This is a genomic window from Intrasporangium sp. Soil_C_50, assembly GCF_057656595.1.
Window position 1 is genome coordinate 130,557 of record NZ_JBDGKB010000006.1, and the last position, 22,176, is coordinate 152,732.

Annotated in this window: 17 protein-coding genes; 8 read left to right on the forward strand and 9 right to left on the reverse strand. The window is 73.3% G+C overall.

All coding sequences use genetic code 11. From position 1 onward, the window contains the following. Positions 1 to 5: 5 nt before the first annotated feature. Entirely contained in the window at positions 6 to 689 is a 684-nt protein-coding gene (locus tag AC3A5R_RS14800; protein WP_487621529.1) for a head GIN domain-containing protein, read from the reverse strand. A 195-nt stretch (positions 690 to 884) separates the two neighbouring features. On the opposite strand from AC3A5R_RS14800, the gene AC3A5R_RS14805 reads away from it, so the two are divergent. Both AC3A5R_RS14805 and AC3A5R_RS14810 read left to right on the forward strand, forming a co-directional pair. Further along, on the forward strand, positions 885 to 1,874 hold the full coding sequence (locus AC3A5R_RS14805; RefSeq protein WP_487621530.1) for a hypothetical protein: 990 nt from the start codon (positions 885 to 887) through the stop codon (positions 1,872 to 1,874). A gap of 5 nt (positions 1,875 to 1,879) precedes the next feature. After that, positions 1,880 to 2,452: an RDD family protein gene (locus AC3A5R_RS14810; RefSeq protein WP_487621531.1), complete on the forward strand. Its 573-nt coding sequence runs from the start codon at positions 1,880 to 1,882 to the stop codon at positions 2,450 to 2,452. 20 nt (positions 2,453 to 2,472) lie between these two features. On the opposite strand, the gene AC3A5R_RS14815 is transcribed toward AC3A5R_RS14810, so the two are convergent. Next, the gene (locus AC3A5R_RS14815) at positions 2,473 to 3,996 is read right to left on the reverse strand and encodes a YhjD/YihY/BrkB family envelope integrity protein (RefSeq protein WP_487621532.1); all 1,524 of its coding nucleotides are present in this window, start codon (positions 3,994 to 3,996) and stop codon (positions 2,473 to 2,475) included. Between the two features lie 369 nt (positions 3,997 to 4,365). Here AC3A5R_RS14815 and AC3A5R_RS14820 point away from each other — a divergent pair, with 369 nt between their 5' ends. The 3 genes from AC3A5R_RS14820 to AC3A5R_RS14830 all read left to right on the forward strand — a co-directional run bounded on the left by AC3A5R_RS14820 (position 4,366) and on the right by AC3A5R_RS14830 (position 7,090). After that, positions 4,366 to 5,679: a hypothetical protein gene (locus AC3A5R_RS14820; RefSeq protein ID WP_487621533.1), complete on the forward strand. Its 1,314-nt coding sequence runs from the start codon at positions 4,366 to 4,368 to the stop codon at positions 5,677 to 5,679. 278 nt (positions 5,680 to 5,957) lie between these two features. Then, the gene (locus AC3A5R_RS14825; RefSeq protein WP_487621534.1) at positions 5,958 to 6,725 is read left to right on the forward strand and encodes a hypothetical protein; all 768 of its coding nucleotides are present in this window, start codon (positions 5,958 to 5,960) and stop codon (positions 6,723 to 6,725) included. Continuing rightward, on the forward strand, positions 6,722 to 7,090 hold the full coding sequence (locus AC3A5R_RS14830; protein WP_487621535.1) for a winged helix-turn-helix domain-containing protein: 369 nt from the start codon (positions 6,722 to 6,724) through the stop codon (positions 7,088 to 7,090). Before AC3A5R_RS14825 ends, AC3A5R_RS14830 begins: the two co-directional genes overlap by 4 nt. A 21-nt stretch (positions 7,091 to 7,111) precedes the next feature. On the opposite strand, the gene AC3A5R_RS14835 is transcribed toward AC3A5R_RS14830, so the two are convergent. From AC3A5R_RS14835 to AC3A5R_RS14865, 7 genes are all read right to left on the reverse strand, one after another. Further along, positions 7,112 to 8,035 (reverse strand): carbon-nitrogen hydrolase family protein, encoded by a 924-nt coding sequence (locus tag AC3A5R_RS14835; protein WP_487621536.1) that lies wholly within the window; start codon positions 8,033 to 8,035, stop codon positions 7,112 to 7,114. Positions 8,036 to 8,038: 3 nt separating this feature from the next. Next, on the reverse strand, positions 8,039 to 8,695 hold the full coding sequence (locus AC3A5R_RS14840; protein WP_487621537.1) for an SRPBCC family protein: 657 nt from the start codon (positions 8,693 to 8,695) through the stop codon (positions 8,039 to 8,041). Further along, on the reverse strand, positions 8,692 to 11,145 hold the full coding sequence (gene cutA / locus AC3A5R_RS14845; protein WP_487621538.1) for an aerobic carbon-monoxide dehydrogenase large subunit: 2,454 nt from the start codon (positions 11,143 to 11,145) through the stop codon (positions 8,692 to 8,694). The genes AC3A5R_RS14840 and cutA overlap by 4 nt, the downstream gene beginning before the upstream one ends. Beyond that, on the reverse strand, positions 11,142 to 11,735 hold the full coding sequence (locus AC3A5R_RS14850) for a (2Fe-2S)-binding protein (protein WP_487621539.1): 594 nt from the start codon (positions 11,733 to 11,735) through the stop codon (positions 11,142 to 11,144). Before AC3A5R_RS14850 ends, cutA begins: the two co-directional genes overlap by 4 nt. Further along, positions 11,732 to 12,631: an FAD binding domain-containing protein gene (locus AC3A5R_RS14855; protein ID WP_487621540.1), complete on the reverse strand. Its 900-nt coding sequence runs from the start codon at positions 12,629 to 12,631 to the stop codon at positions 11,732 to 11,734. Before AC3A5R_RS14855 ends, AC3A5R_RS14850 begins: the two co-directional genes overlap by 4 nt. Positions 12,632 to 12,844: 213 nt before the next feature. Then, on the reverse strand, positions 12,845 to 14,335 hold the full coding sequence (locus AC3A5R_RS14860; protein ID WP_487621541.1) for a uracil-xanthine permease family protein: 1,491 nt from the start codon (positions 14,333 to 14,335) through the stop codon (positions 12,845 to 12,847). Between the two features lie 153 nt (positions 14,336 to 14,488). Next, positions 14,489 to 16,198: a helix-turn-helix domain-containing protein gene (locus AC3A5R_RS14865; RefSeq protein WP_487621542.1), complete on the reverse strand. Its 1,710-nt coding sequence runs from the start codon at positions 16,196 to 16,198 to the stop codon at positions 14,489 to 14,491. 139 nt (positions 16,199 to 16,337) lie between these two features. Here AC3A5R_RS14865 and AC3A5R_RS14870 point away from each other — a divergent pair, with 139 nt between their 5' ends. From AC3A5R_RS14870 to AC3A5R_RS14880, 3 genes are all read left to right on the forward strand, one after another. Then, positions 16,338 to 17,285 carry an oxamate carbamoyltransferase subunit AllH family protein gene (locus AC3A5R_RS14870; protein ID WP_487621543.1) on the forward strand — a complete coding sequence of 316 codons (948 nt, stop codon included), beginning with the start codon at positions 16,338 to 16,340 and terminating at the stop codon, positions 17,283 to 17,285. Then, positions 17,278 to 20,283 carry a bifunctional FdrA/YlbE family protein gene (locus AC3A5R_RS14875; RefSeq protein WP_487621544.1) on the forward strand — a complete coding sequence of 1,002 codons (3,006 nt, stop codon included), beginning with the start codon at positions 17,278 to 17,280 and terminating at the stop codon, positions 20,281 to 20,283. The genes AC3A5R_RS14870 and AC3A5R_RS14875 overlap by 8 nt, the downstream gene beginning before the upstream one ends. A 183-nt stretch (positions 20,284 to 20,466) precedes the next feature. Then, positions 20,467 to 22,140, forward strand: coding sequence for a sialidase family protein (locus tag AC3A5R_RS14880; RefSeq protein WP_487621545.1), 1,674 nt, complete (start codon positions 20,467 to 20,469; stop codon positions 22,138 to 22,140). Positions 22,141 to 22,176 lie beyond the last annotated feature (36 nt).

Consider the following 22,176-nt stretch of genomic DNA (forward strand, 5'->3'; position numbering starts at 1 on the left):
TGCCTCTACTGCTTCACAACCTCGCCCGAGCCGCTGACGTCCTTCGTCACCGCCGGCTCCCCGACGTAGCGCACGTCTCCGCTGCCACTGATCGACGCGTGCAGGGTGGCGCTTGCGTGTACGAGGGCGCTTCCGCTGCCTGAGACCGTGACGTCGACGTCCCGGGCCGCGAGCGAACCGCCCGCGAAGTCGCCCGAGCCCGAGATGTCCACGGAGAGCCGGTCGGTCGTGCCCGCCGCCGTGATCGTGCCCGAGCCGGAGATGGCGACCGACAGGGCCGGCCCGGCAGACCCGCCGGCGGTGATGTCGCCCGACCCGCTGACCAGGAGCCCGGAGAGGTCGGTGACCGTCACCCGGTAGCTGATCGGGGTCCGCGGCGAGATCGAGGACCCCGGCTCGGTGCCGAGCACGAGGGTGTCGCCCGCCACGTCCGAGCTGAGCATGGGCAGGATGTTGTCGTCGGCCTCGACGGTGACCGACTCCGTCGCGCCCGGCTCGACGACCACCGTGCCGACCCCGGCGAGCTCGACGGCCGAGAAGCCGCTGACCGGCCGCGACTCCGACGCGGGCGTGCCGGAGCCCGTCGTGGAGGAGCACGCCCCGAGGGCGGCGACCGCGAAGGCCACGGTGACGAGGCCGGCGGTGGAGCGGGCCGCACGGACTGGGGTGCGGGTGCGTCGTAGTCGCATCGGGGTCCTCGGTCCGATGGGTCGTGGGCCCGTGCAGTGGCCGAAGCCGCCGGGCGCGGGGGAGCCGGGAGGTGTCCGCTCCCAGTCTGGGCCCCTCGGCGACGCGGCGGGTCACCCGCTGAGGATGACGCGCGGGCGCGCGCGCGGCCGGACGATCGAGGGGTCGTCACCGTCCGTCGTGAGGAGCGAGAGACCGTGCTCATCGAACCCCCGGACGAGCCCGTCGCCACGCCTGCACCGCCATCGCCCGACGCCGGTGGTGTGCCGCCCGGCTGGTCGCCGGTCGACGTCGCCGACGGGGTCACCGCCATCGTGGCGCTCGTCGTCGAGCGCGCCGTCCGGGTGGCCGCCCTGGCGGCCCTCCTCGCCCGCCCGTTCACCGCGTTGGCCTGGGTGCCGCTCGCTCTGGGCCGACAGCTGCGGGCGGTGCCGTGGGTCGACGGCCTGATCGCCCGCGGGGCCCAGGAACGCCAGGAGGCCGCGAGGCGCGCATACGGCGTGGCGCAGCGGGTGGCTCCGAAGCTCGTCGACTCGGTGCTCGGCCTCGTCGACCTCGACGACGTCGTGCAGGAGCACGTGGACATCGACGGCATCGTCGCCGGGGTGGACCTGGACCGGATCGTCGACCGGATCGACGTCAACGCCATCGTGGCGCGCGCCGACATCGACGCGGTCATCGCCAAGCTCGACATCGACGGCATCGTCGCGGGGGTGGACCTGCAGCGGATCATCGACCGGATCGACGTCAACGCCATCGTGGCGCGCGCCGACATCGACGCGGTCATCGCCAAGCTCGACATCGACGGCATCGTCGCCGGGGTGGACCTGCAGCGGATCATCGACCGGATCGACGTCAACGCCATCGTGGCGCGCGCCGACATCGACGCGGTCATCGCCAAGCTCGACGTCGTCGCGCTGGCCGAGGTCGTCGTCGAGGGGATCGACCTGCCCGGGATCATCCGCAGCTCGACCGGGTCGATGGGCTCCGAGGGGATCCGGGAGGTCCGCCGGCAGGGGATCGGGGCCGACGAGCGGGTGGCACACGTCGTCGACCGGCTCCTGCACCGGCCCGAGCGGGCTCCCGGCCCGACCTTCGAGGAAGGGGACGGCATCCCTCCGACGCGACCATCGATCCGGCGTGACTGGGGCGGGCCGGATCCGGACGGCCCCGACCCCACCCCCTGACGACCATGACCGCGCAACCGCCGCTGGACCCGGCCCGGGGGCCGATCGCGCGCCTGACCATCCCGCAGGCCGCCCGGTCGGTGCAGGGCCACCGTGCCGGCGTCGTGACGCGCGTGCTCGCAGGGACCGTCGACGGCCTCGTCGCTGTCGTGGCCGTCGCCGTCGGGTACGGCGGCGTCGTCGCCGTGACCTACCTGCTGCGTCCGCGGGGCTTCACCGTCCCCGACCCGGGCTTCCAGCTGCTCCTGGGCGCGTTCCTCGGGTTCCTCACGTGCTACCTCGCCCTCGCGTGGGCGATCACCGGCCGCACCTACGGCGACCGCCTGCTCGGGCTGCGGGTCGTCAGCTCCCGTGGCCGGCGGGTCGGACCCCTCGTCGCCGTCGCGCGGGCGCTGCTGTGCGTCTTCGTGCCGATCCTGCTCTTCTGGGTGGTCTTCAGCCGGGAGAACCGCTCCGCGGTGGACGTCCTGCTGCGCACCTCCGTCGTCTACGACTGGGCTTCGGCGTCCGAGCGCGCCGACCCGCCCCCTCGAGGTGGGTCGGGCGCGCAGGGCAACGGCGGGTCCTCCGCTGCCTGACGCGTCGGGTCCCGGGGTGGTCAGGCGCCGAAGTACTCGCGCAGCGCGGCGTCCTGCTCCGGGGTGAGGTCGGTGTGGAGAAGCGTCGGGTGGTGGGCCACGAACGCAGCGCGGACCTGCTCGAGCACGACGTCAGAGGTCATGACGAAGAGGGCCGACGTACCCGGGGTGACCTCGTCGCGGACCTGCCGGATGAAGGCCTCGCCGATGCCCGCCTCCCGCAGCGAGCCGCCGAGGGCCCCGGCCGCGGCGCCCACGGCGAGCCCCAGCACGGGGGCGAAGAAGATGATGCCGAGGAGCAGGCCCCAGAAGGAGCCGCCCAGTGCGCCGCTCGCCCGGGAGGACACCACCTGCGAGGCCCGTGGGCGTGACGCGCCGGCCGGCCAGGTGACGACGGCGGCGTCGAGGACGCGTAGCGCCCCGCGCCGTTCGAGCTCGCCCAGCGTGCGGCCGGCCTCCTGTGCCCCGCTCTCGTCGTCGAAGCGCCACACGGTCAGGGCGGCCGCCGTGGGCCCGGTCCCGGTCGGCTCCGGCACGTCGGGTGGCGTGGACGCACTCGTGTGGGTGGCGGCCACGATGTCGCGCCAGTCGGCCCGCAGCCGGGCCGGCAGGCTCCGCAGCGGTGCCGCCATGGCCTGCTCGCTCCCGGCGGGCAGCCGGGCCGCGTCGCGGTACCGGGCGAGGGTGTGGTTGAACGTCGAGGCGCCGATGAGCACGCGGGCGAGCAGGTAGCCCCAGAGCAGCACGGTCGCGGCCGCGCCGAGCGCGCCGTAGAGCTGGGAGGAGGTGCTGATGCGGTTGACGAGGTAGAAGGCGCTGACGAGGTGGAGCACCTGGACTCCGGCGCCGATGAGCAGCGCCCCGGGCAGCAGCTCGACTGCCGTCGTGCCCGGCGGGCGGGGCAGGACGCACAGGACGTACCAGCCGAGCAGCGTGTACAGCGCGAGCATGACCAGCGTGACGACCACCCCGACCGTGTAGGCCACGGAGCGCACCCATCCGGCCGCCAGCGTGAGCACGACGCCCAGCACCATGAAGGCGACGACGACCGCCGCGGCCCGGGGCGAGCGGTGCAGCCTGGCGACGGGCAGGTGCCAGGCCAGGCTCGTGCCGATCCACATCGCCTTGGCCAGAGCCACCGACGTCGAGTAGAGCGCGACGACACCGATGAGGAGCAGGAGCCAGCGGCCCTGGTGGGCCTGTGCCGTGGCCTGCGAGATGGTCGAGGCCATGAAGCCGCCGAGCCCGGCCTCGGTCAGGTCGGAGCGGACCCGGTCCGGGCTCGAGAAGCCGAAGAGGGCGACGACCACCAGCACCGCCGGCAGCAACCACAGGAAGAGGCGGAAGGCGAGGGCGCCCGCGAGGAGCGCGCCGCCGGTGTCGCGGTCCTCACGTAGGGCGTCCGTGAGGAGCCGGACCGACGCGTGCTCGCCGCGGGCGGTCATCAGGCGTCGGCCCGCCGCGGACTGCAGGTGCCGACCCCGGTCGAGGAGCTGGGGGGCTCGGGCCGGTCCCTGGCGCGGACCGTCGGCATCGCTGGGCATGCGCTCGATGGTGCGCCCGCTCGGCACGGCTGCGCCTCACCCCCGGAGCGTGATGCGCGGGCCGCGCGTCCGGCGCGATGGTGGGCGCGAGACCAGCCGTGCCGTCAGGGGCCCGTGGGTCGCGGAAGGGCGCCCACGAGGGGCACGCGAGCGTGGGGAAGGTGACCGGACATGACGACGGACCAGGACCCGGCGGGCGCAGGCCCTGCCACTCCACCGACACAGCCGGTACCCGTGCAGCACGTGCAGTCGGGAGACGGGCCCGTGGGGGCCGTGCCTGCGGGGGAGGTGCCTCCGGAGGGCGTGCCCGTGGGAGTTGTTCGCGAAGGGGACGTCGCTCTGGGCGACGTGCCCCGGGCGGAGGTGCCCGTGGGAGCGCTTGCCGCGGGGGACGTGCCCGTGGGGGCCGTGCCCGTGGCCGCCGCGTCCGGGGGTGACGTGGCGGCGCTCGAGGCGGAGAACGAGAGGCTACGTCGTCGCAACGCCGAGCTGGAGTCGCCGACGGCGGTCCGGGTGGGCCGTGCGGCGCGCACGACGGGCGCCGTCATCCTCGTCATCATCGGCGCGCTGTGCCTGACCCTCGCGGTGCCGGCCATCTGGGCCCGCAACCAGGTGCTCAACACCGACCGCTACGTCGCGACCATGGAGCCGCTCGCGACCAACCCTGACGTGCAGGCGGCGGTCGAGGCAGCCGTCAACCGGCAGATCGCGGCCCGGCTCGACATCGGCGCCCTCGTCGACGAGGCCCTCCCGCCGCAGGCCGCGCGCCTCAAGGCCCCCATCGAGAACGCGGTGTCGGGCCTCATCTCCACGATCGTGCACCGGGCCGTGACGAGCGAGGCGTTCGCGACGCTCTGGACCGCGGCCAACCGCACGGCGCACGACTCGCTCGTCGGCATCCTCACCGGCGAGGAGCAGGGCAAGGTGGTCACGGTGTCGAACGGGGCCGTGCTGCTCAACCTCGGCCCGATCATCGAGGCCGTCAAGGCGCGCCTCGTCGCGGCCGGCCTGACGGTCGCGGCCCAGATCCCGGCGGTGGGTGCCACGATCGAGATCGCCAGGCTCCAGGGCGTCGACAAGGCCCAGAAGGCCGTCCGGGCGCTCAACACCCTGGCGAACTGGCTGCCGTGGATCGGACTGGTCGCGTTCGCCGGCGCCATCGCGTTGGCCCGGGGACGCCGGCGTCAGACCCTGATGTGGGCCGCGCTCGGGACCGCGATCGGCCTGCTGCTGCTGCGCATCGGGCTCGTCGTGGTCCGAGGGATCTACCTCGACCAGATGCCCACCGACGTCATGTCGCCGCAGGCGTCGGCGTACGTCTTCGACACCGTGACGCGCTTCCTGCGCGACGGCATCCGCCTCGTCTTCATCATCGCCCTCGTCGTCGCGGCAATCGCGATCCTGCTCGGCCGCCGCGCGGCCATCGCGCGGGGCGGTCGCCGGGTGGGCGAGGCGGCCGGCCGATCGTGGAGCTCGCTCAGCGGCGGGCCCGTCGGCGCCACCGTCGCGCACCACACGCTGGCCGTCGGCGGCGCGGTCGTCGCCGTCGGAGCCCTGGTGCTCGTGCTCTGGGAGAACCCGTCCGGCCTCGTCGTGCTCGTCATCGCCGTCATCGTCGCCCTCCTGCTGGTGGCGGTCTGGGGGATGGCGCAGGGCGTCGGTCGGCAGCGACCCGCGGGTTGAGGGAGGGGCCGGCCCGGGCGACCCGTCCGCGGGTGCCCGGGCCGGCGGCCGTTGGTCGACGCGTCGCGCTCGGCTGCGGCGCGTCATCGCCGACACGCCGCGCGGGAACGCGTCGGGCGCACCAACGGCCGTCGGTGGGCCGCCCGGGACGCGTCCGGTGCACCAGCGGTCGTCAGTGGTCGCTTGGTCCTGTCGAGAACTCTTGACACGCGACCACTCTGCATTGCAGAGTAGCCGCACCGGGCTCACAGGGGCGCCCACTGCAGAAGGAGCCTCCGATGACCGACGCCCAGCCCGCCCAGCCGGTACGGCCCGCCGAGCTCGCCGTGGCCGAGGACGTCCTCGCCCGCACGGAGCAGCTGCGCCGGGCCGCGCGTCGGGACACGCAGGGTCTGGCGATCCCGCTCATCGTCCTCGGTCCGCTCACCGTGGCCGCTGCTGCGCTGCAACGGTTCTGGCTCTGGTGGATGGTCCACGACCTCGGCCCGGGAGAGAGTCGCAGCGCCACCGAGGGCGAGCTGGCCGTCTCGAACGCCGTGGACACCTACTGGGGCACGGTCGGTGCGCTCGGGCTGCTCGCCATCGGCCTGTGGTTCGCCCTGCGCAGTCGTCGGCTCGGTGCGGGCGCCGGGGCCGGCGCCTGGGTCGCGGCCGCTGTGGCGACGTTCGTCCTCGTCGCCCACAACGGACTGCTCGTCTGGGTCCCGTTCCTGTCCCTTCTCGGCATCGCCTCGATGCTGGCTCCCAGCGCCTTCATCGCCTTGGCGCTGCTCGTCGTCGCATGGCGGCGACACAACAGCCGGCTGGCCCTGTGGGTGGCCACCTTCGGCGTGGTCACGGTCCTGGCCTCGTTCGGCTTCTTCGACAACCGGCTCTACGACCTGCTGGGGCTGCTCCGTGTCCCGGAGGACGCCCTGCTCGCGGTCGGCGGGTACGGGGACCTGCTCGCCCAGGTGGCACTGGGCGTCGCGATGTTCGTCGTCGGCCGGCGGACGCGTCACGGCGAGGTCCGGCGTGGACGCGTCGGCGGGCCGGTGGCGTCGTGACCCCGCGCGACGCGGTGCCCGCCGATCCCGTCGACTCCGCCGTCGCGTCGGGCGAGGACGAGCCGCACCCGACGAGCCGGCTCGACGACGTCGTGCACCAGAAGGCGCGTCTCGGCATCCTCGCCGTGCTCGCGGAGGCCGACCGTGCCGACTTCACCTACCTGAGGTCGAACCTCGGCCTCACCGACGGCAACCTCGGCCGGCACATCGAGGTGCTCGCCGGCAGCGGGCTCGTGCACGTCGAGAAGGGCTACGCCGGCAAGCGTCCGCGCACGTGGGTCACCATCACCCGGGCAGGCCGGCACGCGCTCGCCGAGGAGATGGCTGCCATCCGCGAGCTGCTGCGGCGCTTCGAGGGCGGTTGACGCGTCCGGCCGGGGCAGGCCTCAGCCGGCCTCGCCGCGGTGGATCGGGGCGTGCGGGAAGGACGTCGACGCCGGTCGCTCGAGGTCGTCGCGGTGGTTGCGGATGAGGTCGAGGTTGCGGTCGCGGAGGTGGTCGAAGGCCTGGCCCACGTTCGATCCGGGGGTCAACGACGCGAGGGCCTCGGCCGGGTCGAGCCGCGCGGTGACCCAGCCCTCGTGCGTGGCGGCCCTGGCCACGATGTGCCCGATCGGCGTGACGATGTGCGAGTTGCCGAAGTAGAGCACCCCGGCCGGGTCGGTGCCGACGGCGTTGGCGCCGACGACGTACACGTGGTTGTCGTAGGCGCGGGCCCGCGACGTGAGGTCCCAGACGTCGGCCGAGCGCAGCAGCGCCGACGGCCGGCAGATGACCTCGGCACCCTGCACGGCCTGGATGCGGGACAGCTCGGGGTAGTCGCCGTCGAAGCAGATGATCATGCCGATGCGGCCGAGGTCGGTGTCGCACACCGTCACGGTGTCGCCGGGCGTGACCCAGCCGCCGCCGCTGACGATCTCGGAGCAGAACGGGTGGGTCTTGCGGTAGACGCCGAGCACGTCACCGGACGGCCCGACGAGCACCGAGGAGTTGTACACGACGCCGCGCTCGGGGCCGCGCTCGTACGAGCCGAGGCACACGTGCACGCCGAGCTCGCGGGCCACGGCCTGGACCGGCTCGGTCAGTGGGCCGGGGATCTCGGCGACGAGGTCCCACAGCTCCTCCTTGGAGCAGCCGGGGGTGAAGCCTGTGGTCGCGGTCTCCGGGAGCACGACGAGCTCGGCGCCGGTGGCCTCGACGCAGCGGCGGGTCCACTCGACGCAGTGCTCGACGTTGGTGCGGATCGTGTCGGGGCTCAGCGGCGCCGGCACGGGGGCGACCTGAACGGCCGCAGCGGTGAAAGCGCGCATGCCTCATCCTCTCCCGATGGCCCAGCCGACGACGACCCCCACGAGGGCGATCGCGCCGCCGGCGAGGGTGCCGAGGGCGAAGTCGCGCATTCGGGACGGTTCGCCGGACGCGGCGGCCCGGCCCGCGTAGACCGCCCCGGTGCCGCTCGCGGGCACAGGAGCGGTGGCGACGGGAACGCCGGCCGCGACCGCTGCGGCAGGCGCAGGGGCCGGGACCCCGCCACCGGCGAGGTCGGCGTCGACCGCCGTGAAGAACTGGCCGGCCATCTTCTTCGTGACGCCGGCGAGCATCCGCTGCCCGACGCCGCCGATCGGACCCCCGACCGACGCGTCGGCGTCGTAGGTGAGGTCGGTGCCTCCCGCAGCGCCGGCGGCGAGGCGCACGACGACGTCGGCGTCGACCGTGCCCGGGGCACCGGCGCCCTTGGCGCGCATCGTGAACGACTCGGGTGCAGCAGGGTCGCCGAGCGACACCTCGCCGTCGTAGGTGCCGCGGATCGCGGCGACGCCGGCGGTGACCGTCATGGCGTACGTGTGGGGTGCGAGCTCGACGAGGCGCTCGCAGCCCGGCAGGCAGCGGGCCAGGACCGCGGGGTCGTGGAACGCGTCCCACACCTGCTGCGGCGGCGCGGCGAGGGTGGCGGATCCGGAGATCTTCATGCGGTCGGCTCCTTGGGGGCGGGCGCACCGGCGTCGGTGACGGTGCGCGTGGAACGGTGCAGGGACGGGAGCTCGCCGGCGGCGTGGCGACGGCGCAGCTCCCAGAGGTCGTTGGGCGAGATCGGCATCCGGGTGATCGGGAAGCCCTCGGCGTCCTCGATGGCAGACGCGATCACGGCCGTGACCGGGATGCACCCGGCCTCACCGGCGCCCTTGATGCCCAAGGGGTTCAGCGGCGACGGGGTCTCGAGGTGGTCGGCCTCGATGGTCGGCACCTCTGAGGCGTAGGGCATGAGGAAGTCCATGAACGAGGCGTTGAGCAGCTGCCCCGACTCGTCGTAGACCATCCGCTCGTAGAGCGCTCCACCGACACCCTGGGCCACGCCGCCGTGCACCTGGCCCTCGACGATCATCGGGTTGATCATCGTGCCGCAGTCGTGGATGACGCAGTAGCGCAGGATGCGGATCTCGGCGGTGACGGGGTCGGTCTCGACGATGGCCGCGTGCATGCCATTGGCGAAGGTGGCCTGGGTGGGGGAGTAGAAGCCCTTGCCCTCGAGGCCCGGCTCCTCGCCCTCGGCGACGGGCGGCTTGTCGGGGTCGAAGGTGCCGGCGAACTGCGTTGCCGCCTTGGCGGCCTCGTCGAACGCGTAGCGCAGCGGGTTCGAGAGCACCGACACCGTGCCGAGGCTCATCGACGTGCCCGGGGCGCCCTTGACGCGCACGGTGCCCTCGACGATCTCGAGGTCGTCCGGCGACACCTCGAGCGCGTCGGCCGCGATGCGCAGCGCCTTCTCGCGCACCTTGCGGGCGCCGAGGGCGATGGCGCTACCGCTCATGACGGCGGCCCGCGACGCGAACGTGCCGACGGCGTAGCCCATCCGACGCGTGTCGCCCGTGGTCACGTGGACGTCCTCGAGTCGTACCCCGAGCTCGTCGGCCACGATCTGCGCGAACACGGTCTCGTGCCCCTGGCCCTGCGAGGTCAGGCCGGTCGACACGTTGACGCGCCCGCTCGTCTCGATCTGGATGTGGCCGCCCTCGTAGGGGCCGACGCCGGTGCCCTCGACGTAGCAGCCGATCCCGAGCCCGACCCTGCGGCCCTCGGCCTCGGCGGCCGCGCGGTACTGGGCGAAGTCGTCCCAGCCGACGAGCTGCTTGAGCTTGGCCAGGCTCGCCGGGAAGTCGCCCGAGTCGTACCTGAGCGGGCGGCCGTCCTGGAAGAGCAGGCCGTGGTCGTAGGGCATCTCCTCGGGCAGGATGAAGTTGCGCGAGCGCACCTCGGCGCGGTCGAGCCCGAGGGCGTCGGCGATGGCGTCCATCGTGCGCTCCATCGCGAAGCAGCCCTGCGGTCGGCCGGCGCCACGGTAGGGCGTGACGAGCACGGTGTTGGTGTAGAGCGACCAGAACTCGACCCGGTACGTGCCCGGCTTGTACGGCCCGAGCAGCTGGGTCGAGGTGATGATCGGGACGATGATGCCGTAGGGCGTGTAGGCGCCGTTGTCGTGCCAGATCTTGACGTCGAGCGCGAGCAGCCTTCCGGCGTCGTCGAACCCGACCTCGATGTGCTGCAGCTGGCCGCGCTCGTGGGCCGCGCCGATGAAGTGCTCGCGGCGGTCCTCGGCCCACTTGACCGGCTGGTTCAGCAGGCGCGCCGCCCAGGGGACGAGCACCTCCTCGGGCCACGGGTGCACGATCTTGACGCCGAAGCCGCCGCCGACGTCGGGCGCGATGCACTCGACCTTCGCCAGCGGCAGGTCGAGCTTGGCGGCCACCGCCGCGCGCACGCCCGTCGACGTCTGGGTCGACGAGTACATCCGCAGCTCGCCCTTCTCGTCGTCCCACCGCGCGTAGACGCCCTTGCCCTCCATGGGCATGCAGGCGCTGCGCTCGATGTCGAGGTCGAGGGTCAGCCGGTGCGGCGCCGAGGCCATCGCGGCGTCGACGTCGCCGACGGTCTGGAGCATGTTGGCGGCGACGTTGCCGGGCACGTCGTCGTGAACGAGCAGCGCTGCCTCGCGGGCGTTCTCGATGCCGACGACGGCCGGACGCTGCTCGTAGGTGACGCGGATGCGGTCGCACGCGTCCTCGGCGACGTAGCGGTCGGTGGCCACGACCATGACGACGGGCTCGCCGACGTGGTTGACCTCCTCGCGGGCCAGCGGGTAGCCGGTGCGGCCGTGGGTCAGCGTCGGGTGGGGGATGAGCAGCGGCAGCGGTTCACCGACGCGTCCGGGGAGGTCGTCCCACGTGTAGATGGCGACGACGCCGTCGACGTCGATGGCATCGGACGCGTCGATGTCGACGACGCGCGCGTGCGCGTACGGGCTGCGCACGAAGGCGGCTGCGAGGGCGTCGTGCCCGAGGTCGTCGAGGTAACGGCCACCCCCGGTGACGAGGCGGGGGTCCTCCTTGCGCTTGACCGGGGCGCCGAACATCTGGGTCGTCATGCGCGCTCCTCCGACGTGTCGTCGGACGCCCGGTCGGCCTTGATCTCGGCCTTGATCTCCGCCTTGATCTCGGCGGCCCGCAGGACGCTCTTGACGATGTTCTGGTAGCCGGTGCAGCGGCACAGGTTGCCCGAGATCGCCTCTCGCGCCTCCTCGCTCGTGGGGGCCGGGTTCTCCTCGAGGTAGGCCGTGACGGTGGTGAGGAACCCGGGGGTGCAGAACCCGCACTGGAGGCCGTGGCACTCGGCGAACGCCTGCTGCACCGGGTTCATCGACTCGCCGGTGGGGGCGACGCGGGCATCGGGCGCGGTGCACAGCCCCTCGACCGTCGTGACCTCGTGCGCCTGCGCGGTGACGGCGAACATGAGGCACGAGCGCATCGGCTCGCCGTCGACGAGCACGGTGCAGGCGCCGCAGACGCCGTGCTCGCAGCCGACGTGCGTGCCGGTGAGGCGCAGGTCGTGGCGCAGGAAGTCCGACAGCAGGCGCCGTGCGGGCACCGTCGCGCTGCGGCTGACGCCGTTGACGCGGATGGTGACGTCGTGCAGCTGCTCGCCGGCGGAGGTGGTGGAGGTGGTGGTGTCGGTCATTGGCGCTCCTCGCTCGGGCCGGCGGTCGGGGTGCCGGTGACGGCGGCGGTCAGCGTGCGGCGGGTCAGCTCCGCCGCGAGCATGCGCCGGTAGCCGGCGGTGGCGTGGATGTCGCCGTCGGGGTCGACGTGCTCGTCCACGGCGTCGGCGACGGCGTCGAGGCCGCTCGCCCACGCGTCGGAACCGGGCTCGAGCCCGCCGAGGACGTCGGTGAGGTCGAGGACGGAGGGCACCGGCGTCACCGACACGAACGACGCGCGGGCCCCGGACACGACGCCGTCGGCGAGCGTCACCGCGACGCCGACACCGGCCAGCGCGTAGTCGCCGTGCCGGCGGGCCGACTCGGCGAAGGCGGTGCGAGTGCCCTCCGGGAAACGCCCGAACCGGGCTGCGACGGCGAGCTCGTCGTGTTCGAGGGAGGTCTCGAGCGGGCCGAGGAAGAAGGCGTCCCAGGGGATCTCGCGCGAACCGTTCGGGCCGACGGCCTCGATGACGCCGCCGGTCAGGGCGAGCACCGACGGCATCTCGCCGGCCGGGTCGGCATGGGCGAGCGAGCCCACGGTCGTGCCGCGGTTGCGGATGGCCGGGTGGGCGACGTTGACGACCGCCTGGCGCAGCAGTGGCAGGGCTGACGCCGCGGCGTCGGACCGCTCGAGCCCGCGGTGGCGCACGAGCGCGCCCACACGCACCGCATCAGGCGTGACGTCGATGCCGTCGAGGCCCGGGATGCCGTTGACGTCGACGAGGTGTCCGGGCGAGGCCAGGCGCATGTTGAGGACGGGCACGAGGCTCTGGCCGCCGGCGAGGACCTTGCCGTCGTGGCCGGCCTGCGCGAGCACCTCGACGGCCTCGTCGACGGAGCGCGGTGCGTGGTGCACGAAGGGTGCGGGCTTCACCGAACCGATCCTGCCTTCCGTCGAGGGGTGGAACCAGAGAATCCGGGTGCATCGGTGTGCCGCCGGTTTTGGCACGTTCTGCCGAAGGAACGGCGCCCGGCTGCCGATGACCGTCCGGCGGTCGATCCGGCCGGCGACCGAACTGGCCGGGAAAGGGCGTGGCCCCCGACAGCGTCGGGGGCCACGCGGGTCGTGCGGGTCGTCCGGGAAGCGTCAGTGTCGACGGTCCGGGGCGCCCGGAGCGTCCTGGTAGAGGTCGTCGACGCCGTCGGCGTCGCCGTAGTCGCCCTCGCGTTCGCCGAGGGAGATCATCGTGCCCCCTGCCGCGTCGGCCCGTTCTCGCAGGTCGGCCGGTGCGACCGAGCGGGCCAGGTGGTAGGCGCCGACGGCGACGATGGTGCCGAGTGCGATGCCGCCGAGCTCGAAGGTGTCCGTGAACTTCAGCGACACGCCGCCGATGCCGATGACGATGCCGGCGGCCACGGGAACGAGGTTGATCGGGTTGCCGAAGTCGACCCCGTTCTCCTTCCAGATCTTCGCGCCGAGCAGGCCGATCATGCCGTAGAGCACGACGGTGATGCCCCCGAGGACGCCGCCCGGCACCGAGGAGACGAGGGCGCCGAACTTCGGGGAGAGGCCGAAGATGATCGCGACGACGGCCGCGACGTAGTAGGCAGCCGTGGAGTAGACGCGGGTGGCCGCCATGACGCCGATGTTCTCGGCATAGGTGGTCGTCGGCGAGCCCCCGACCGAGGAGGCGATGACGGTGCCGATGCCGTCGGCCGCGATGGCACGACCCATGTACGGGTCCAGGTCGGCCCTCGTCATCTCCGCGACGGCCTTGACGTGGCCGGTGTTCTCGGCGATGAGGGCGATGACGGCCGGGAGCACGAGCAGGATGGCCGCGACCGAGAACGACGGGGCGTGGATACCCACGATCTCCTTGCCATCGGCGCCGGTCGTGGACGTCGGAGGCAGGCCGAACCACGGCTGCGCGGCGAGGTTGTCGAAGTTCGTGCGGAAGTGCGTGGTGACCTTGCCGGCGCCGGCGTCGAAGGACGTGATCTGGCCGAAGACCTTGTCGAAGACCCACGAGATGACGTAGCCGAAGATGAGCGCGAGGAAGACCGCGATGCGCGAGATGAAGCCCTTGAAGGCAACCGCGCAGACCACCACGAAGAGCATGACGAGCAGCGCGACCCACTGGTCCTGGGGCCAGTAGACGTTGGCCACGACCGGCGCGAGGTTGAAGCCGATGAGCATGACGACCGCGCCGGTGACGACCGGCGGCAGCACCTTGTGCAGCACACCCGACCCGAGGAAGTGGATGACCACGCCGACGAGTGCGAGGACGGCGCCGGCCACGAGGATCGCGCCGGTGACCGTGGCCGACGTGCCGCCCTGTGCCCGGATGGCGATGACCGCGCCGACGAAGCTCGCCGACGTCCCGAGATAGCTCGGGACCTTGCCGCCCACGATGAGCAGGAAGCAGATCGTCGCGATGCCGCTCATCATGATCGCGAGCTGGGCGTTGAGGCCCATGAGGAGGGGGAAGACGAACGTCGCACCGAACATCGCGACGACGTGCTGGGCGCCGAGGCCCACCGTCTTGCCCCAGGACAGGCGTTCGTCGGGAGCGACGACGTCGTCGGGGCCCAGCGTCTTGCCGTCCCCGTGCAGTTTCCAGCCCAAGCCCAAAGCCATTCCGACTCCTATGGTTGCCGCATTCGGTGATGCGGGTCACGTCCCACTCCGGGATGGGCGAAAACTACTCCCGGGTCAGGGGATTGCGTTCGTCAAACGTTGATACACGCCGATGGAGCCCCTCTGGCAGGTCATGCCGTAGGGCGAAGCGGGTCAGATGCCGCGCATCGCGTGGATCTTGAGGGCCAGCGCCAGGGTGAGGCGCAGGTCGGGGTCGGTGGTGAAGGGTCCGAGCATCTTCTCGAGCTTGCCGATGCGGTAGCGCAGCGTGTTGTAGTGGAAGAAGAGCAGGCGGGCCGTCTCTGCGACGTTGAGGTTGGTGTCGAGCAGGACGCGCAGCGTGTCGCGCAGCCCGGCGTTCTCGGCGGAGTCGTCGGTGGCGAGCTCGCGCAGCGACTCGTGGACGAACCGACGCAGGTCGGCGCCGTCGGGCACGAGGGCGAGCAGCCGGTAGATGCCGAGGCCGTCGACGTGCGCCAGGGCGCCGTCGCCGTGCATCTGGCGGCCGACCGTGACGGCGGACAGCGCCTCGTCGTAGGCCTGGGCCAGCCCCGCGGCCGAGGTGATGGGCCGGGAGACGCCGGCCGAGAAGCTGCGCCGCCCGCCGCCGCCGTCGCCGCGCACGACGCGGACGAGGTCGCCGACGACGCGCATGACGCGGTCGGTGTCGGCGCCCTCCGGTACCGGCACGAGCGTGACGACCTCGCGGCTGAACCCCATGACGGGGGAGCGTGGGTCGCGGACGGCGACGGCGTGCGTCCACGCGCGGGCGAAGCGCTGCTGGAGGAAGCGGACCTCCTCGGGGTCGCGCGTGGTGCGGTCGTCGTCCTCGTCGGTCTCGGCCACGACGACGACGAGCGGCCGGTCGATGTCCCAGCCGAGCGAGGCGGCGTGGGCCACCGCGTCGGCCGGGCTGCCCGCGCGCCCGGCCAGCGCGTCGCGGAGGAACTCGGCGCGGTACTTGCCCTCGACGGCCGAGACGGCCTGGTCCTTGGTGATGGCGAGGGCCGCGACGGTGGCGGCGCGCTCGAGCAGCCGGGCGTCGTCGGCCGTGAGGTGCCGGTGGCTGCAGAACGCGACGAGCACCCCGTGGTCGAGGTGGCCGGCGACGATGCGCACGGCGGCGCGGTCGGCGGTGGGGCCGTCCGGGCGGGGGCCCATCGGCTCGGCCTCGGTCAGCAGGCGCCCGGTGCGGTCGAAGCACTCGAGCGACAGCGCGTGCTCGAGCTCGCGCGGCGACCCGGCCCGGGCGATGACGCGTCCGTCGGTCGTGGTGACCATCGCGGCGCCGTCGAGGAAGCCGACGACCTGCTCGCAGAGGTCGTCGAGCGAGCCGCCGGCGAGGACGATCTGCACGAGGGCCCGGTCGGCGTCCTCGAGTCGGCGCAGCGTCGCGGTCTGGTGGGCCAGGATCGCGCTCAGCACCTCGGTGGTGAACGTTGCGACCGCCTCGAGGGGCACGTCGATGAGGGTGAGGCCGACGCGTCGGGCGGCGTCGCGGAGGGTCCGTGAGAGTGCTCCGTCGACGCCGGAGAGGACGAGACCGGCCGCGCCGGCGTCGGCGAGCGTGTCCACGACCGCCTCGGCTGTCTCGACTGCCACGACGGCGCCGCCGGAGGCGGGCGCGTCGGGACCCGAGTCGACCGGCCCGGACGCCTCGGCCAGGCCGGCGGCGTCGGCGAGGACGAGCTGGTGGGTCAGGGCGTCGCCGAGGGCGGCGGCGTGCAGCGCCGTGCGCAGCGGCGTGGTGCTGTCGACGGACACGTCGAGCTGCGCCCCGGTGGCGTGCACGGCGCCGTGGACGCCGGCAGCGAGGCCCGCGATGAGACGCAGGGAGATGCCGGAGACCTCCGGCTCGCTCACGGCCCGTGACCGTGCGGGCGCTGGCAAGTCACCGTCGTGGAGGGCTGCATCGTTGGCAACTTTCACCATGAGGGCACCCTACCGAGCCTCGGTAGCGTCGCGTCAGGATCGGTGCGGGACGAGAGGGGCGGTGGAGGCGGTGACGGATCCCTCGGACGTGCTCGTGCCCGCCGCGGTGTCACCGCTCGTGGCCGGGGCGGTGGCGGGCGTGGTGCGGCCCTGCACCGTGCTCGCGGCCTTCCCCACCTGCCTCTACGTCGGCCTGGGCGCCCATGCGGACGTCCTCGCGGTGCTCGCCTCGGACGCGCTCGCCCTGCCCATCGGCCTGCGGCTCGCAGAGCCGTCGACGACGGTGCGGTGGGGCGTCGGCGCGGGTGACACGGTGCTCGTCGGCGCCGGACGCGTGCGGCTGCCGCACTCCGAGCTCGTGGCCTCGCGCCTCGCTCGCCCCTCGCGGGTACGGCCCGGGGTGCGGCGCGTCGGCGCGACGGGGCTGCTGCCCGACCCCGGCGTCCTGGGCCAGCTCGTGCGCGAGCTCGTCGCCGACGCCCTCGCGGGGCGGCCGGTCGAGCCGGCCGTGTGTGGGCTCGTCGGGGCGGGCCGCGGCCTGACGCCGAGCGGTGACGATGCGCTGTGCGGTGCCCTGCTCGCCCTCGTGGCTTCCGGGGGGTCCGGAGCCGCGTCGGTGACGGGGCTCCAGCGCGTCCCCGACGCCGGTCGCGCACTCTCGATGGTGCGCACGGCCGTGCGGTCCGCGCTCGGTCGCACGACGAGCCTGTCGGCCGCCCTGCTCGTCGCTGCCGGTGACGGTTACGCCACTCCCGAGGTCGCTCGTCTCATCGCCGCGTTGCAGGTCGGGCCCACCGTGGCCGCCCGGTCGCAGGCCCCGTCGGTCGCGGTCGTGGCGGCCGTCTCCGACCTGCTCGGACCCGTCCTGTCGATCGGCCACTCGTCCGGCCTCGACCTCGTGTCGGGCCTGGCCGGAGCGCTGCTCGCGCTCGAGGAGGGCGAACCCGTCGACTCCCAGAGCCTTTCGGACCATAGTCACCGAACCGACCCCACCGAGAAGGGATCCCGCAGTGCCTGAGTACGTCGAGCTGCGAACCGGCGCCTACCACGACTCCGTCAGCCTCATGCAGGTGTCGCGCACCGTCGCCGCCACCGATGGGGTCGAGGCGGCGCAGGTCGCCATGGCCACCGACCTCAACCTGGAGGTCATCCGCGGCATGGGGTTCGAGGTGCCGAACGCGTCGCCGAACGACCTCGTCGTCGCCGTGCGCGGCACCGACGACGGGGTGGCCGCGGCCCGGGTCGCCGTCGACGACGCCCTGGCCGGGCTGCGGTCGGCGTCATCCGGCGGCGGGGGCGGTTTCGGCGAGGCGCCGGCGCGGCGCACCCTCGGCGGGGCCATCGCCACGTCGGGCGCGGACCTCGCGCTCGTGAGCGTCCCGGGCGCCAACGCGACGGTCGAGGCGTTCGACGCCGTGCGCGCCGGGGTGTCGGTCATGGTGTTCTCCGACAACGTGCCCGTCGAGGACGAGGTGCGTCTCAAGGACGCCGCGGCCGAGGCCGACGTGCTCGTCATGGGCCCGGACTGCGGCACCGCGGTGGTCGGCGGCGTCGCGCTCGGTTTCGCCAACGTGGTGCGTACCGGGACCGTCGGCCTCGTCGCCGCCTCGGGCACGGGGGCGCAGCAGGTCATGTGCCTGCTCGACGCCGCCGGCCTCGGCATCAGCCACTGCCTCGGCGTCGGCGGCCGCGACCTGTCGGCGGCGGTGGGCGGCCGCTCGACACGTCAGGCCCTCGCCGCGCTCGCGGCCGACCCGGCCACGGACCGCATCGTCGTCGTGTCCAAGCCGCCGGCGGCCGAGGTGCTCGCCGACCTCGAGGCGTTCGCCGCGGGGCTCGGCAAGCCGGTGCACTGGGCGACGCTGGGGGAGGGGCGTGCCGATCTCACGGCCTCGGTGGAGGCGGTCGTGGACGCCGCCGGTGGCCCACGGCCCGAGTGGCCCGTGTGGCAGGGCGTCTCGTCGCACGAGAAGGCCACCGGCGGCAGCCTGCGCGGCCTCTTCTGCGGCGGCACCCTGGCCGACGAGGCGATGCTCGTCGCGGGCAGCGCGCTCGGTGACATCCGCTCGAACATCCCGCTGCGCCCCGACCTCGCCCTCGGTGCCGACCTGCGCGACCCGGGCCACGTCGTCGTCGACTTCGGCGACGACACGATGACCCGTGGCCGCGCCCACCCGATGATCGACCCGTCGCTGCGGCTGCAGCGGATCGCCACCGAGGCCGCCGACCCGACGTGCGGCGTCCTTCTCCTCGACCTCGTGCTGGGTCACGGCGCGCACCCGGACCCGGCCCCCGAGCTCGCCGACGCCGTTCGCGCCGCGCGCTCCACGGCGGCCGACGCCGACCGCACGCTGCCCGTCGTCGTGTCGGTCACCGGCACGGCGTCCGACCCGCAGGGGCTGGAGGCCTCGGTCGAGGCCCTCGTCGAGGCCGGCGCGACGGTGCTGCTGTCCAACGCGGCCGCCACCCGCGAGGCCGTCCGGCTCCTCGGCCGCGAGGTGCCCGACCGCCCCGCCGCGGTGCCGACGTCCGGGTCGACGTCCGCGGCCGGGTCCGCAGCAGCGAGCGCGGCGCGCTCGGTGGCGTCGGACGTCCCGGTGGCGCCGCTGCACGGGCTCCTCGACGCCGACGTGGCGGTCGCGACGGCGGGCATCCCGCTGCTCACCGAGTCACTGCGTGCCCAGGCGGTCCGCGTGTCCGAGGCCGCCTGGCAGCCGCCGCTCCCGGGAACCGAAGGGCACCTCTCCACGGTTCTCGCCGACCCGCGTCGCGACGCCGCCAACGCCGAGGCGCTGCGCCGCATGGTGGCCGCCGGCGCCGACCTCGTCGACGTCCGGCCCGCGTCGGAGGCGCTGGGCCTCGAGCGCGGCACCTTCCTGCACGCCGGGCCGCCGATCGAGTTCGCCCGCGCCTCAGGGCCGCTCAAGGGCGCGCTCATCGGGGCGATGCTCTTCGAGGGCCTGGCCGACACCGCCGAGGAGGCCGAGGCCAAGCTCGAGAAGGGCGACGGCATCACCCTCGAGCCGTGCCACCACCGCGACGCCGTGGGGCCGATGGCCGGGGTCATCAGCCCCTCGATGTGGCTCTACGAGCTGCGCGACGACGTGCACGACAACACGTCGTGGTGCTCGCTCAACGAGGGCCTCGGCAAGGTGCTGCGGTACGGCGCGTACGGCCCGGAGGTCATCGACCGGCTGCACTGGATGAACTCCGTGCTCGGCCCGATCCTCCAGCAGGCCGTACGGGCTCGAGTCGACGCGTCGGGCCCGGTCGACATCAAGGCGGTCATCGCCCAGATGCTCCAGATGGGCGACGAGGGCCACAACCGCAACCGGGCCGGCTCGCTCATGCTCCTTCGCGAGCTGCTGCCCACCATGATCACGGCCGACGCGTCGTCGACCGACATCGCCGAGGCGGTGCGCTTCTCGGGCGCCAACGAGCACTTCTTCCTCAACCTCGGCATGCCCGCGTGCAAGCTGAGCACCCTTGCGGCGCACGGCATCCCGGGCTCGAGCGTCGTGACCACCATGGCGCGCAACGGCACCGACTTCGGCATCCGCGTCTCGGGGACGGGCGATGCGTGGTTCACCGGACCGGCCAACACCCCGGAGGGCCTCTTCCTCGGCTCGTACGGCCCGGCCGACGCCAACCCCGACATCGGCGACTCGGCCATCACCGAGACCGCCGGTATCGGCGGGTTCGCCATGGCGGCCGCGCCGGCCATCGTCAAGTTCGTCGGCGGCGACGTGCCGTTCGCGCTGCGGGCAACCCAGACGATGTACGAGATCACCGTCGGCGAGCACCAGGCCTTCCAGGTGCCGATCCTCGAGTTCCGGGGCACCCCGACCGGCATCGACGTCGCGGCCGTGGCGCGCACCGGCATCCTGCCGCAGATCAACACCGGCATGGCCGGACGCGTCGCCGGCACGGGCCAGGTCGGCGCCGGCCTCGTGACTCCGCCGGAGCAGTGCTTCACGCAGGCGCTCGACGCGCTGGCGGCCCACGCCGCGCGCTGAGCGACGGACCGCCCGGATGCCTTGTCGGGGCGTCCGGCGCGGGAGCACTCTGGGAGGTGGCCGCCACGGGCGCCGACGCGACGACCGTCCACTTCCCGATCCACGAACGGAGCAGTCATGCGTCGACCACGCATCGTGACCGCTGCCCTGGTATCCCTGGCTACCGCCTTGTTGGGTACCGCCGTGGCAGCCGCCGCGCCATCGGACGTCCTCGTGACGAACGGCAGCCCGGCCACTCCCTTCTCGCAGAACAAGCAGAACGAGCCCGCCGTCGCCATCGACGCCCACGCCCCCTCGGTGGTGGCTGCCGGCGCCAACGAGGAGATCGACATGGAGTCGTGCGCCGCCGGCGCGCCGAACACGTGTCCCTTCACGGCCGGCGTCGGGGTGTCCGGCGTCTACCTGTCCTCCACCGGGGGCACGTCGTGGACCCAGCCGATGTACACCGGCTGGAGCGCGCGAGCCTGTCTCACCGGCCCGGCACCGTGCCAGCCGGCGGTCGGCCCGATCGGCACGCTTCCCCGCTACTACGAGGCCGGCCTGGTCTCCGACGGCGACCCGGGTCTGGCTTTCGGGCCGCGCCCCGACGCGTCCGGCCACTTCTCGTGGGCGAACGGCTCGCGCCTCTACTACGCCAACCTGACCGCCAACTTCGGGGCGACCCGCTCGGACCAGACCTTCAAGGGCTTCGAGGCGATCGCGGTCTCGCACACCGACAACCTCGCCGGCGCGACGGCCGGCCAGAACAACGCCTGGTCTGCTCCCGTGCTCGTCTCGAAGCAGTCCTCGACGACGTTCTCGGACAAGGAGCAGATCTGGTCCGACAACGCGGCGAGCAGCCCGCACTTCGGTACGACGTACGTCTGCTGGGCCTCCTTCCGGAGCCAGGAGAAGGGCCACGCGCTCCCGACTCCGCTCATCGTGGCCCGGTCGACCGACGGCGGCGTCACGTGGACCTCGAAGCAGGTCGGCCCGGCCACGAACAACGGCGTCAACGGCCAGCCCGACGGCTGCACCGTCCGCACCGACAGCCACGGCGTCGTGTACGTCTTCGGCGTCGGACGGCGCAACGGTACGAGCTTCGAGATGATGTACCGCTCGACCGACGCGGGAGCCCACTTCACCGGCCCGACGCTCATCACCTCCGTCGTGGAGCCGGGCGTGTTCGACCCGGTTCAGGGTCGCCCGGTCATGGACGGCATCGGCGGTGCTCGTGTCGACCTCGCGCCCGCGCCCAGCGTCGACATCGCCAACGGCGCTCCCTACGGCACCGACGCCACGAACCAGATCGTCATGACGTGGTCCGACGGCGCGAACGGCCTGAACCACGAGCGGCTCATGGTCGCGACGTCACTCAACGGCGGCACGACGTGGACCGGGCCCGACACCGTGCCCTTGCCCACCGGTGACCGTCCGGTCTACAGCGCACCGGCGATCTCGCCGAACGGCACCGACGCCTACATCGTCGTCAACGCCTTCACGACGAAGTACCAGGACAACACGACGGCCCCGCGTGGTCTCGTCGGCGAGGTGCTGCACTCGGACGTCGTCGGCGGATCGCTGACCGGGTTCACCTCGATGCACCGCGGCACCGTGGGTGATCCCCGTGGCTCGTCGGCGAACTCCCTGACCGACGAGTTCCTCGGCGACTACGTCTACGCCGCGGCGACCCGCACCGGCGTCGTCGGCGTGTGGAACGACACGCGCGACGCGGCGCACTGTGCAGCAGTCGACGCGTTCCGCGCGGCGCTCTACACGAACCCCAACGCCACGCCACCGAGCATCGTGCCCGGCTGCCCGGCGACCTTCGGCAACAGCGACATCCGCTCCGCGGCGCTGCCCGACCCGACTCCGTGAGCCGCGTCGCCGACCCGAGGAGCTGACCGACTATCA

Coding starts and splice junctions, on each gene's coding strand:
- AC3A5R_RS14825 (WP_487621534.1), top strand. CDS start 5,958: ATGACCGACGCCCAGCCCGCCCAGCCGGTACGGCCCGCCGAGCTCGCC.
- AC3A5R_RS14815 (WP_487621532.1), bottom strand. CDS start 3,996: ATGCCCAGCGATGCCGACGGTCCGCGCCAGGGACCGGCCCGAGCCCCC.
- AC3A5R_RS14840 (WP_487621537.1), bottom strand. CDS start 8,695: ATGAAGATCTCCGGATCCGCCACCCTCGCCGCGCCGCCGCAGCAGGTG.
- AC3A5R_RS14860 (WP_487621541.1), bottom strand. CDS start 14,335: ATGGCTTTGGGCTTGGGCTGGAAACTGCACGGGGACGGCAAGACGCTG.
- AC3A5R_RS14800 (WP_487621529.1), bottom strand. CDS start 689: ATGCGACTACGACGCACCCGCACCCCAGTCCGTGCGGCCCGCTCCACC.
- AC3A5R_RS14810 (WP_487621531.1), top strand. CDS start 1,880: ATGACCGCGCAACCGCCGCTGGACCCGGCCCGGGGGCCGATCGCGCGC.
- AC3A5R_RS14835 (WP_487621536.1), bottom strand. CDS start 8,035: ATGCGCGCTTTCACCGCTGCGGCCGTTCAGGTCGCCCCCGTGCCGGCG.
- cutA (WP_487621538.1), bottom strand. CDS start 11,145: ATGACGACCCAGATGTTCGGCGCCCCGGTCAAGCGCAAGGAGGACCCC.
- AC3A5R_RS14850 (WP_487621539.1), bottom strand. CDS start 11,735: ATGACCGACACCACCACCTCCACCACCTCCGCCGGCGAGCAGCTGCAC.